The sequence below is a fragment of the Streptomyces liliiviolaceus genome (assembly GCF_018070025.1).
Taxonomy (GTDB): domain Bacteria; phylum Actinomycetota; class Actinomycetes; order Streptomycetales; family Streptomycetaceae; genus Streptomyces; species Streptomyces liliiviolaceus.
Genome location: NZ_JAGPYQ010000001.1, coordinates 5,171,427 through 5,184,033 on the forward strand (window position 1 = coordinate 5,171,427; position 12,607 = coordinate 5,184,033).

Here is a 12,607-nt window from a genome sequence, read left to right on the forward strand (position 1 = left end):
CCGCACCCCACCCGCCGCGCGTCCAGGCCCCCAAGGTGCCCGACAGGCCGACCGGTGGTCGACCCCTCATCGGCCGGCCACCGGTCGGCCTCAGGTCGGCCATCGGTCGGCCGCCGACCAGGCAACGTCCGGCCACCGTCCAAGAACCAGTCGCGGATGACCGCGTTCCGACGCACCCCCACCGGTCCGTGTCAGAACTCTTGACAACGATGTCAGACGCGTGATCTAGTCCGCTTCCAGCCAGCCGGATGCCGTCGATTGCGCTGCGAGGGGGGCTCGACGCGATGACCTGCACACCGCTTCCTTCCTGTGCCGAATTCCCGCGCCCGAGCACACACATACACGAGCGCCGGCCCATCTCGGGCCGGCGCTTCTTTCCGTGCGCAGCACATGAAGAGTGAGGAACAGGAGCCCGCTTCCATGCACAGACCCCTCCACCGATGGCGGAACCGCGCGTCAACCGTCCTCGCCGCGCTGCTCGTCGCCGGGGGCGCGCTGGCCCCGGTGCCGGCCGTCGCCCAGGCACCCGCGGCCGCCGCTCAACCGACCTCCCTGGTCAACCCGTTCATCGGCACCCAGAACTTCGGCAACACCTTCCCCGGCGCGAGCGCGCCCTTCGGCATGGTCCAGGTCAGCCCCGACACCGGCGGCCAGGGCGGCTACGACTACCAGCAGGACAAGATCCACGGGTTCAGCCAGACCCACCTGTCCGGTGTCGGCTGTTCCGTCATGGGCGAGCTGCCGATCATGCCGACGACCGGAGCGGTCGACAGCGTCGACCCGAACTCCTACCGGTCGACGTTCTCGCACGACGACGAGGACGCCGAACCCGGCTACTACCGCGTCGGGTTGAAGTCGTACGACATCGACGCCGAGCTGACCGCCACCTCCCGCACGGGATGGCAGCGCTACACCTTCCCGTCGACCGACCGCGCCAACGTCCTGTTCAACACGGGCCGCGCGAACCAGAAGGTCTACAGCTCGGAAGTGCATGTCGTCGGCGACCGGACCGTCGAGGGCCGGGTCGAGGCGGGCAACTTCTGCGCGGGCAAGGACAAGCACACCGTCTACTTCACCGCGACCTTCGACCGGCCGTTCACCTCGCACGGCGCCTGGCGCGGAACCACTCCCACCCCCGGTGAACGGGACGCGGCCGGCGAGGGCGACAACGGCGCCTGGGTGACCTTCGACGCCGCCGCCGACCGTGACGTCGTCGTCAAGGTGGGGCTCTCCTACACGGGCCTCGACGGCGCCCGCGCGAACCTCAAGGCGGAGACGCAGGACTCGTACGACTTCGACGCCACGCGGGCGGCGCTGCACGCGACCTGGGAGCGGCAGCTCGACGCCGTCAAGATCGGCGGCGGGTCGGCCGAGCGGCAGCGCGCGTTCTACACGGCGCTGTATCACGCGCAGTTGCACCCGAACCTCGCCGGAGACGTCGACGGCCGGTACGCGGGCTTCGACGGGAAGAACCATCAGGCGTCGGGGTTCACGCCGTACCAGAACCTGTCGTTGTGGGACACCCACCGGCCGCAGAACCAACTGCTCCAGATGCTGCAGCCGAAGGTCGCCCGTGATGTGGCGCTGTCGGTCGTCGCGATCGGGCGGGACGGCGGCTGGCTGCCGCGCTGGTCGCTCGCCAACAGCGAGACCAACATCATGACCGGCGACCCGGTGACCCCCTTCCTCGTCGAGGCGTGGTCCAAGGGACTGCTCGCGGGCCACGAGAAGGAGGCGTACGCGCTGCTGCGGAAGAACGCGGTCAGTACGCCACCGGCCGACTCCCCCTACAACGGCCGGTCGGGAGTGGACGAGTACCAGAAGCGCGGTTACGTCCCCAGCGGGCTGGAACCGGGGAAGGACTGCGCGGACAAGGGCGGGGACAACGACTGCCGCCATCCCGCCTCGGCGACCATGGAGTACGCGGCCGCGGACGCCTCGCTGGCGCTGATGGCCAAGGGGCTGGGGCACAAAGCGGACGCCAAGATGTTCGCGGCGCGCGGCCAGTGGTACCGGAACCTGTGGGACTCCTCCATCCAGCAGTTCCGGCCGCGGACGACCGACGGCACCTGGCTGACGCCGTACGACCCGGTCGAAGCGGGCCACCAGTTCCATGAGGGCGGCGCCTACCAGTACCAGTGGCTGGCTCCGCAGGACCCGGCCGGGCTCGTCTCCCTGATGGGCGGCAAGCGCGCGACCGAGAAGCGGCTCGACTCCTTCTTCGCCTACGACAAACTCCTCGCGGACCCCGCGAAGACCGCTCGCGAGGACTGGATCTCGGCGCCGTACGACTACTACGGGAAGGCGACCTACAACCCCAACAACGAGCCCGATCTGCACGCGCCGTACATGTATCTGTGGTCCGGCGCACCCGCCAAGACCGCCACCGTGGTCCGCGCCGCGATGACGCTCTTCACGGACGGGCCCGACGGTATGACCGGCAACGACGATCTGGGCACCATGTCGGCCTGGTACGTCTTCTCGTCGCTGGGCCTGTACCCGACGACGAACGGCGGCGACTTCCTCGCCGTCTCCAGCCCGCAGTTCCCCTCCGCGGTCATCCGCATCGGCGCGTACGGGAACAAGCAGGGCGGCACCCTGACGGTGAAGGCACCGGGGACGAGCGACGACCGACGCTATGTGAAGCAGGCGAGGTTCGGCGGGAAGAACCTGCGCGCCACCTGGCTGGACTGGGACGCGGTCGCCAAGGGCGGAGACCTCGCCTTCGAGATGGCCGACAAGCCGTCGGCCTGGGGTACGGGCAAGGGCGACGAGCCGCCGTCCGTGAACCGCGCGGCGGCCGACTCGCGCCGCAACCTCGACGCGTCGCTCCGTACCTCCTCCGACGTCCTGCCGACGTCCGACAGCGCGCAGAACGTCCGCCTGAAGCTGGACGTGCTGGGCCAGTCCCCCGGCACCCTGCGGGTGGCCGTCGACGCGAAGGCTCCGAGCGGCTGGACCGCGAAGACCTCACAGCCCTTCTCGCTCACGTCCCACCGTCTTCCGGTCCAGCGGACCGCGACGGTGGACGTGAACGTGCCGGCCGGGACCGCTCCGGGTTCGTACAGCGTGCGGATCACGGCGGGCGCGAAGGGGGTGAAGAGCGTGGAACGGGTCGCGACCATCGAGGTGCGCGCCGCGGCCCGCTGCGCGCCGGACATCGACGAGCAGTGCGCCGTCGACCTCGGCAAGGAGGTGAACCACGACGGCACCGCGACCGTCGCGGCCTCCGACCAGGGCGACTTCGACGGAGGCGGCTGGAGCTTCGACGGTGACCTGCTGCCCGCGGCGGGTCCGGTCGTCTGGGGCGGCGTGACCTACGACGCCCCCGATCCGTCCGGCACGGCCGAGAACTTCGTGGAGGCCCGCGGTCAGTCCATGCTGCTCCCCGCCGGTTCGTACGGCGCGCTGCGCGTGGTCGCCGTGGCCCACCACGGCCCGGTGACGACCGCGCTGAGCGTCCGCTACACCGACGGAACCACCGCCGAAGTGGCCGTCCCCGTGGGCGACTGGGCGGGATCCACACCGCAGGGCAGCTCCGTGGTGCTGGAGATGCCGCACCGCATCAAGCGCGGACAGGGCGTGGACGGCCCGCCGGTACGCCTGTTCGGCGCCTCGGCGGACCTGGACGCGTCGAAGACGGTGCGTTCCGTCGGCCTGCAGAACGATCCGCGGGTGCAGGTGTACGCGATCACTCTCAAGTAGGACCCGCAGGACTCCGTATGTTCGCCGGCCCGCGCTTCCCGATCGGGAGGGGTGGGCCGGTGGGCCCTCTGCCCGTTCACGGAGTCCGCCACCGTATGAGTACCTGCACTCATGACGCCCGCTCCCCGAGGCCTCAGACTTCCTCCATGTCCATGTCCATGTCCAGGCTTCTGAGACGGTCGGTCATCGCAGCCGCCCTCGTCGCGACCACCATGACCGCGTGCGGCACCGAGCAGAGCGGTCGGTCTCAGTCGGCCACGCCCCCGACCTCGTACCCTCCCCGGCCGAAGTGCGCGCAGCCGGCGGAGAAGCCCGCGGACCCGGCCACCGCGCTGCCGTCCTCGCCGCGTCCGAGTGCGGAGGGCGACCGTTCGGGAGAGCCGTCGGCGGAGAACGCGGACCGCCCGCCCCACTACGCCGAGAATAATGCCTACCGCATGCAAGGGTCCCTGTCCGAAGGCAAGCGCGCCCAAGGAGAGGCCTCGGCCGGACTCATCCGGAGGGAACTGGAGAAGGTCCGGGAGGAGGGCGGTTCCGGCGCGTACGGCGTCTTCGACGAGCGGCGGATCGCCGCGGCGCTGAAGCGTCTCGGCTGCGGCAAGGAGCACGGTGTCTACATCGGGAACGGGTTCTACAGCGTCCACACGGGAGTCGTGTGCGTGTCCGGGTACGTGACGAAGGACGAGTTGACCAGCGAGGTGCACGGAGCCTACGCCGAGCCTCAGCCCGGGACGGGCCCCTGCGTCGAGAACCGAGGCGGCCACTGACTACTCGCGCGGTCCGATTCGTCAAGCAGCAGCCGCCCGGGAAGATGTTTTTCCGCCAAAGGGAAGTCGTGCTTCACCTGCGGCAGATGCTTCTTGCGTCGATCTGGCGCGCGATGAAGCATGGGTGATCGGGCTGCGGCGGAACGTTGGATTCGGGCGGGCGGGCTCACCTCACTCCCTTCGTCGGACACACGCGTGCGCGCCCCGAAGGGGCCGGTTGACGCCGGCGATCTGTCTGGAGGTCCTCGTGTACGAGTCTGCCGCCCGAGTGTTCGCCCGCCTCAGTACCGACGAGCCCCTCACGAGAACCCGGACGCTGATGGACAAGGCCGTGGTGCTCGGCGGGAGCCTCGCCGGACTGCTGGCCGCACGGGTGCTCTCCGACCATGCCGAGAGCGTGGTCGTCATCGAGCGGGACTCGCTGCCCCCGGCCGCCGCCGCACGGCCGGGCACCCCGCACGACGGGCAGTTGCACACCCTGATGCACGGCGGCCGGATGCAACTCCAGCGGCTGTTCCCGGGCTTCGAGGAGGAGGCCAGGGCGGGCGGCGCGATCGTGTCGTCGCCGTACACCATCCGGGCCTACGCGGACGGCGTCCCGAAGGTCAGTGACGGCTCGATGGGGCTGATTTCGAGCAGCAGGCCGTTCCTGGAGGCACTGGTACGCCGCCGCACACTGGCCCTGCCGAACGTCAAGGTGCTCACCTGCCGTGCGATCGGCCTGAAGTTCCAGGGTGATGCGGTCAGCGGTGGTGCCGTCAGCGGGGTGCGGTGCGGCCCGGTCACCCGCCCCGGCCCCGGCACCGGCGGCGAAGAGTGGGTTGAGGAAGCCGACTTCGTCGTCGACGCCATGGGGCGTGCGAGCAAACTGGGTGACTGGCTGGAGAAGGCGGGCTGGGAACGGCCCGCGATGCGCCGGATGGCCATCGACATCGATTACGCGACCGGCTACTTCCGGCGTACCACGAGCGATCCCGAGCTGGCCGCGGCCATCGCCTACCGCGTCCCCACCGCGACCCCGCCCCGGGTGGCGAGCGGCGCCATCACCGCCATCGAGGGCGACCGGTGGCTGATCACCCTGGCCAACTACGGGAAGCAGCCGCCGATCCGGGACGTGGACGAGTTCCGGAAGCTGTGCGGTGAACTGCCGCCCGTGTACCGCGAGGCGGTCGAGGGCGAACAGCTCGGCGACATCCTCACCTACCACCAGGCCGACAGCCGCCGCCGCGACTACCACCTGCTGAAACGGTTCCCGGCGCGGCTGATCAGCGTGGGTGACGCGGTCGCCTCGTTCAACCCGATCTACGGACAGGGCATGTCGTCGGCGGCCCTGCACGCGTCCGCCCTCTCCCACCACCTGCGGTCGCAGCCGGATCTGCGCAGGCCTGCCCGCGCCTTCTTCGCCGACCAGCGCGTCGTGGTGGACGCGGCCTGGCAGCTGTCCACCGCCGCCGACCTGGCCCGTCCCGATGTGCACGGCCCCTACCCGCGCGGCTACCGGCTCACGAAGTGGTGCGCCGAGCAGATCGCCGAGGCCTCCATCACGGACCGGGAGGTCGCCGTGCGCTTCAACTCCGTGACCTATATGCGCAGTCATCCCAGTTCCCTGGCCGCGCCCGGCACGCTGCTGCGCGCACTGCGGTTGAACCGCTCGTCCAGGAAGCCGCGACGCGAGAGGAACTAGCCGACGTGTTCGCCTCACTGGCCCGACTCGCCCGCCGCCGCAGCCGACTTGTGCTGTATCTGTCCGGAGTCCTGTTCGTCGTCGCGGGTGCGCTCGGCGGGAGCGTGCTCCAGGAGCTGTCCGCCGGAGGGTTCGTCGACGACTCGACGGAATCGGCGCACACCGCGAAGGCGATGGACGACAGATTCGGGGCGGGCGCCCCGGACCTCGTCCTCCTGGTCTCCGACGAGCGAGGGGTGGACTCCCCCGCCGTCGCCGCCGCGGGCGCGCGGCTCACCGCCCGGGTGGCCCGCGAACCGGGCGTCGAACAAGCCGTCTCCTACTGGTCGTTGGGCAAGGCCGAGCCGCTGCGCGGGAAGGACGGACAGCAGGCCCTCGTGATGGCCCGGATCTCCGGCGACGAGGACCAGGTCCAGGACACCTTCGAACGGCTGGAAAACCGCTACCGGCACACATCCCGGGGATTGGACGTCCGGGTGGGCGGCCACGCCCTCGCCGACAAGGAGATGTCCGAGACCACGGAGAAGGACCTCCTCAAGATAGAGGCCGTGACCTTCCCGGTCCTGCTCGTCGTGATGCTGTTCGTGTTCCGCAGTGTCGTCGCCGCCCTGGTGCCGCTGCTGGTCAGCGGGCTGACGATCCTGTCCGTCCTCCTGGTCATCCGGGTCCTGACCCTTTTCACCGAGGTGTCCGCGCTGGCGAGCAACGTCGCCACCGGTCTGGGGCTCGGCCTCGCCATCGACTACAGCCTCATCCTCATCAAGCGCTACCGGGAGGAACGGGACCGGGGCGCCGGGACCGACCAGGCGCTCACCCTGATGCTGCGTACAGCGGGCCGTACCGTGCTGTTCTCCTCGGTGACGGTCACCCTGGCACTCGCCGCGCTGCTGGTGTTCCCGTTCTACTACCTGCGCTCGTTCGCGTACGCCGGGATCCCGACCGCACTGCTCGCCGCCGTCGTCTCGCTCACCTTCCTGCCCGCGCTGCTCAAGGTGCTGGACCATCGCATCGAGAAGGGACGGCTTCCCGGCCGCCGGTCCGCGAAGGCCGCGAAGGCCGCAGCACGGAGCAACGGCGGGCGTGCGGCCGGGGAACGCGCGGCCGAGGAGGGGTTCTGGCACCGGCTCGCGATGGGCGTCATGCGGTTCCCGCTGCCGGTCGCCGGCGCCGTCGTCGCGCTTCTGCTGCTGCTCGGCGCGCCCTTCCTCGGCCTGCGGCTGAGCCTGCCGGACGAGCGGGTGCTCCCGGCCGACAGCCAGGCCCGGCAGGTCGGTGGCGTCCTCCGGGACAACTTCCGGGCGCAGGAGACCCAGGCCCTCAACGTGGTCCTGAGCGACACACCGGGACCCGGCGCCCGCCGCGTGGCCCCGTACGCCGAGCGGTTGTCCGGGCTCGACGGGGTGGCGCGGGTGGACAGCGAGGCCGGGACCTTCGCCGGAGGCCGACTCGTACAGGAGCCGTCGGTCCACTCCGCTCGGTTCGGCGCCGAGGACAGCACCTATCTGTCCGTGGTCCCGCGCGACCAGTCGATGTCGGAGCAGGGGCGGGAGTTGGTGGAACACCTGCGAGGCCTTCCGGCTCCGTACGCCGTGCAGGTGGGCGGGCCCGCGGCGGAGCTGACCGACTCCATCGACTCGATGAACGCCCGGCTGCCCGCCGCCCTCGCCGTGATCGCGGTCAGCTCCTTCGTGGTGCTGTTCCTGTTCACGGGCAGTCTGCTGCTCCCCCTCAAGGCGCTGGTCCTCAACTGCCTGAGCCTGAGCGCCACTCTGGGCGTGCTGGTGTGGGGGTTCCAGGAGGGCCATCTACAGGGCGTGGTCGGGGACTTCGTGGTGACGGACTCGATCACCTGGACCGTGCCACTGCTGCTGTTCTGCCTCGCGTTCGGGCTGTCGATGGACTACGAGGTGTTCCTGCTGTCCCGTATCAAGGAGGAGTACGACAGAACCGGAGACAACACGGCGTCGGTGGCCCGGGGGCTCGAACGCACCGGCTCGATGATCACGGCCGCGGCGGTGCTGATCTCCATCGTGTTCCTGGGTTTCCTCATCTCGGGCATCGTCTATCTCAAGGCGATCGGACTCGGACTGGCGCTGGCGGTCCTGATGGACGCCACCTTGGTACGGGGCCTTCTGGTGCCCGCGTTCATGCGGCTGGTCGGGAAGGGCAACTGGTGGGCGCCGAAGCCACTGCGGGCCCTGCACGCCAGGGCCGGGCTGCGCGAACGCGGACCGTGACCGGGAAAGGTGACAACTCCCCTGGTCCCGACCCGCGTTCACCCGCCCACAGGCACCGCCCAGTCAGTCCCGCGCCTGCTCCACGCGCCGCCCGGCGGCCTCTTCCTCCGCCCTCGCCCGCGTGGCCGCTTCCGTCTTCAGCAGGGCGTCGGGAGTGATCTCGATGTAGGCCGCCTCCTCGTAGACCGTGGCGACCGTACGGTCGTAGAGCTTGCGGCCCGCGCCGTACGCGCCCGCGATGATCCGCGCGGCTGCCGGTTTCTCCTCGTCCGGCAGGATGCGCGCCGTGCACGCGAGGACCGCGCCCTTCGGCTTGCCCCGGATGTTGGACGGCGCGAACAGGACCTGCGGGTTGTTCCGCATCCGGCGCACCTTCCAGGAGTCGCAGCCGGTCCTCAGATAGGCCCGGCCATCCTTGAGGCCGAACCACATCGCCGACGGTACGGCGTCACCGTTGCGCTTGTAAGTGACGAGCAGGGCGAAGCGGCGCCGCTTGAACTGCCGCAGATCACCCGGTCCTTCCGGTGTCTCCGTGACATGCCAGGTCACCGGGTCCCGCCACGAGTCGTACATGCGCAGGACCCGTTCTTCCCACCATTCCTTGCTCAGCAGACGCGGCACGTGTGCCTTCCTTCCTTGTCGGCCCTGTTCAGACGCTGTCGCCCAGGTCTTCGGGGAGCAGCACCACGCGGCCCAGGCCGCCCGCGCCCTCGCGGCCCTCCAGCAGACGGTGGGCGCGGGCGGCCTCGGTCAGCGGAAGCCTGGCCCGGACCCTGCCCTTGAGGCGGCCTCGGGCCAGTTCGCGGTTGATGTCGTGGGCGGCTTCGGCGAGTTCGGCCGCGGACGCGTTGCTGATGACGAAGCCGCGCACGCTGATGTCCCGGGTGTACACGGCTCCGACGGGCAGGACGGCGCGTACCCGGAGCCCGGCCGTGAGCACGACGCGACCGCCCCGGGCGAGCAGCGGGACGGTCGCCTCGAAGTCGTGGTGTCCTGAGCAGTCCCAGAGCACGTCCACTCCGCCGGGTGCCAGGTCACGGACGGCCTCGGGGGTTTTCGGGTCGTCGCGGTCGAGCACCTGGTCGGCTCCGCAGGCGCGGCACCACTCGGCGTTCTCGGCACGGTCGACGACGATCACCCGCGCGCCGGCCGTGGCCGCGAGCCGGACGACGGCGCTGCCGACCCCTCCGCCGCCGCCCTGGACGAGGATCGTCTCGCCCTCCTGGAGGCGGGCGGTGCGGAACAGGCCGAGATGCGCGGTGGCCGCCGTGTGCAGAACGGCCACCGCGCGCTCCGGGTCGACCCCGGCGGGCAGGGGATACAGCCGGTCCACCGGGACGGCGGCGTACCGGGCGAACGAGCCCTGTCTGCCGTCGTGGCCGAGGCTGTTGCACCACACCCGGTCGCCGGCCGCGAACGGACCGGCGGGCGCGGCGACGGTACCGACGAGGTCCCGCCCGATGACGAAGGGAAACGGCACGTCGGTCGCGTACGCGCCGGAGCGGACGAAGGTGTCGACGTGATTCGCGGCGACCGCGTCGACCCGCACGAGTGCTTCGTGCGGGCCTGGGGCGGGTCTGGGCAGCCGGCCCACCCGGATGTCGTCCGCGCCGCCGAAACCCGTGATGTACGCCGCCGTCATGCCGGCGTCCGCTGCCTCCCTCATGCCAGTACGAAGGCGAGTGCCAGTCCCAGGCAGCCCAGGTCGACCGAGCTGAGCCCGATGAACCGCGCCTTGCGCCACTCTTCCTTCCCGGCGCCGAAGTACAGCTGTACGGCGTGCAGGACGACGACGGGCACGACCGTCAGGGCGAGCAGCGGGTCGAACCGGGTGGTGGTGAACAGCAGGGTCAGCAGGGTGACGCTGGCGACGAAGAGCAGGGACAGGAAGACCTTGAACGCGCCGAGGGGCAGCAGCACGGCCATGGTGTGCCGGGACACCTCGGAGTCACCCTCTTTGTCGGAGGCGTTCCCGTAGGACACGATCAGCAGGAACCACACCCCCACGAGGGCTGCCGTGAACAGGGCTTCGGCGGTGACCTGGCCCGCGACCAGCCAGTACGGCACCAGGCCTATGCAGCCGATGACGTAGAAGATGGTGACTTCGAGTCCGCCCGGCAGATAGCTGAGCTTCAGTCCCGTCGAGTACTGCACCGAGGCGATCTGGCCCACGAGCATCACCAGCACGGCGGCCAGCGGCGCTTTGCCGTCCAGGGTGAACACGGCGAGGAGCCCGGCCGCGACCGCGATCACCCACATCACGACACCGAACCGGACCGCCTCCGTCTCCGTCAGCACCCCGGTGAGGAGGGGTTTCTTGGCGACGGTGCCGGGCGGCCGGCCCGCGTAGTTGCGGGCGTCGCTGCCGTCCCGGAAGCCGCCGAGGTCGTCGGCGGCGCCCCCGCTCCACTGGGTGGCGAGCACCATCAGCAGGAGCAGGGCGAGCGCGGGCGCGGTGTCACGTCCCACATGGCCGTCCAGGCGCAGCAGGAGCAGGGCGAGGATCCAACCGTAGGCATGGTGGTAGATCCGGACCTTGCCCAGCCGGACGTATCCCATGGCCTTCGAGGCCGTGGAGCTCTTGGTGGCCTCGGACGCGCTGGTGGCGGTCATACGAACGCTCCCTCAAAGGCGTACGGAACGGCTCTGGTCGGCCGGGCGGCGATCGGCCAGCGTCTTCTTCAGCTGCTCCCGCTGGATCTTCCCGGTGACGGTCCGGGGGAAGTCGTGGTCGGGGATGACGATCGGCTCGGCCATCTTCGCCAGGCGGCCGGCCGCGGACGCCCATGCGCGCTGTCGGAACTCGGTGCCGGGGCGCAGCGACAGGACGGGCTGGAGGGTTCCGTCCATCTCCAGGACGACCAGTTCCAGGAACTCGGGGAAGGTCTCCAGCAGGATGTCCTCGATGCCGATGCCGCTGATGGCGCCGGAGACCTTGTCGACCTGGCGGTCGATCAGGGTGATGCGGCCGGTGCGCGACTTCGTCCCCCAGTCGCCGGTGTCCCACCAGCGGTTGTCGGGGTAGTTCCGGGAGGTCAGGTCCGGCCGGTTGATGTACCCGGAGAAGACACCGGGGGTGTTGACCACCATGCGGCCGGGGGTGCCGGCCGGTACCGTGCGCCCGGAGTCGTCGACGATACGGACCCGGCAGAACGGGAAGTGCGGTCCGGCGGGATGTCCGCGCAGCAGTTTGGACCGCTGGATCCGGCGCAGTGCGCGCGTCACCCTCTGCATGCCCTTCAGATGGCTGCGGATGGCGATGGGGCCGGTCTCGTTCTGTCCGTACACCTCGACGCAGACGGCGAACCGGTGGGCCGAGCCCCCGAGCAGGGCGGCGACCGTGTCGGGGTGGATGACGTCGAATCCGGCGCCGAAGAAGCGGATCGAGCGGAAGGCTCCGCCGGGCGCCAGGTGCTGCCAGGCGCGGAAGGTGTTGGGGTGGGTCTCCAGGTAGACGGGCCGGTGGCGCTTGAGCATCCGGTCCACGTTGTCCGGTGAGTCGTCCTGCAGCAGCAGGAGGGGTGCCCGCCGCATGAGCGCGGCGAGGATGCCGACCACGGTCCGGCCGTGCACCGGGGAGATGACCAGGGCGAGGTGTCCGTCCAGGCGGGACAGCCAGTGGATGACCGCCTGCACCCGGGCGTTGAAGCGGATGCTGGCGCTGGAGCACTCGGCCAGTTTCGGGGTGCCGGTGGTGCCGGAGGTGTGGACGATGACGTACGGGGCGTCGGAGGCCACCTCGCGGCGCCGGGAGATCCTCGGGTGCTCCGGGAGTTCGGCGGCGATGTCACGCCAGTCAACGAGGCGACCGATGTCCGGGAAGGTCTTCTCGCTGGTCGCGAGCCGGTCGTCGGTGGCGATCACGGCGGTGATCCGGGAGACGTTCTCCACCATCGAGGCGGCGACCGGGCCCGGGAGGGTCGGGCTGAGGAGGATGGGCACGGCGTCGAGCGCGGTGATGGCCGCGTAGGCGACGATGATGTCGGTCGGGGACTCCAGCCAGACGACGCACCGCTCCCCCGGGACGACTCCGTGGGAGCGCAGCGCGGTGGCGGCCCGCGCGGCGGCGTCCGCTATCTCGCTCGGCGCGATCCGCTCGTCCCGGGCGGCGACGATGATCGGCTGATGGTCGACGATCCAGGGCTCGGCGTCGCTGGGCAGAGCCAGCAGCTTGTCAAAGATCAAGGGTGGCCTCTTCTCGGGCGGTGTGGGAC

The 12,607-nt window shown here is 70.4% G+C and carries 8 protein-coding genes; 4 read left to right on the plus strand and 4 right to left on the minus strand.

Annotation, left to right across the window (positions count from 1 at the left end):
- Window positions 1-420 precede the first annotated feature (420 nt).
- The 4 genes from J8N05_RS22700 to J8N05_RS22715 all read left to right on the plus strand — a co-directional run bounded on the left by J8N05_RS22700 (window position 421) and on the right by J8N05_RS22715 (window position 8,393).
- Complete coding sequence (locus J8N05_RS22700) at window positions 421-3,705, plus strand: GH92 family glycosyl hydrolase (RefSeq protein ID WP_210885351.1); 3,285 nt, start codon at window positions 421-423, stop codon at window positions 3,703-3,705.
- Between the two features lie 146 nt (window positions 3,706-3,851).
- Window positions 3,852-4,472, plus strand: a complete 621-nt coding sequence (locus tag J8N05_RS47525; RefSeq protein WP_247706407.1) for a hypothetical protein — start codon at window positions 3,852-3,854, stop codon at window positions 4,470-4,472.
- 247 nt (window positions 4,473-4,719) lie between these two features.
- Window positions 4,720-6,156, plus strand: a complete 1,437-nt coding sequence (locus J8N05_RS22710) for an FAD-dependent oxidoreductase (protein ID WP_210885354.1) — start codon at window positions 4,720-4,722, stop codon at window positions 6,154-6,156.
- A 5-nt stretch (window positions 6,157-6,161) separates the two neighbouring features.
- A complete protein-coding gene (locus tag J8N05_RS22715; protein ID WP_210885357.1) occupies window positions 6,162-8,393 on the plus strand; it encodes an MMPL family transporter in 2,232 nt (743 codons plus the stop codon).
- Between the two features lie 63 nt (window positions 8,394-8,456).
- Here J8N05_RS22715 and J8N05_RS22720 read toward each other — a convergent pair whose 3' ends face one another.
- From J8N05_RS22720 to J8N05_RS22735, 4 genes are read right to left on the minus strand one after another with little or no spacing between them, the layout of a single operon-like run.
- Complete coding sequence (locus J8N05_RS22720) at window positions 8,457-9,014, minus strand: PPOX class F420-dependent oxidoreductase (RefSeq protein ID WP_210885360.1); 558 nt, start codon at window positions 9,012-9,014, stop codon at window positions 8,457-8,459.
- Window positions 9,015-9,042: 28 nt separating this feature from the next.
- On the minus strand, window positions 9,043-10,059 hold the full coding sequence (locus J8N05_RS22725; protein WP_247706408.1) for an NADPH:quinone reductase: 1,017 nt from the start codon (window positions 10,057-10,059) through the stop codon (window positions 9,043-9,045).
- Window positions 10,056-11,006 (minus strand): UbiA family prenyltransferase, encoded by a 951-nt coding sequence (locus J8N05_RS22730; protein WP_210885363.1) that lies wholly within the window; start codon window positions 11,004-11,006, stop codon window positions 10,056-10,058. Before J8N05_RS22730 ends, J8N05_RS22725 begins: the two co-directional genes overlap by 4 nt.
- 12 nt (window positions 11,007-11,018) lie before the next feature.
- Window positions 11,019-12,578, minus strand: coding sequence for a class I adenylate-forming enzyme family protein (locus J8N05_RS22735; RefSeq protein WP_210885365.1), 1,560 nt, complete (start codon window positions 12,576-12,578; stop codon window positions 11,019-11,021).
- Window positions 12,579-12,607 lie beyond the last annotated feature (29 nt).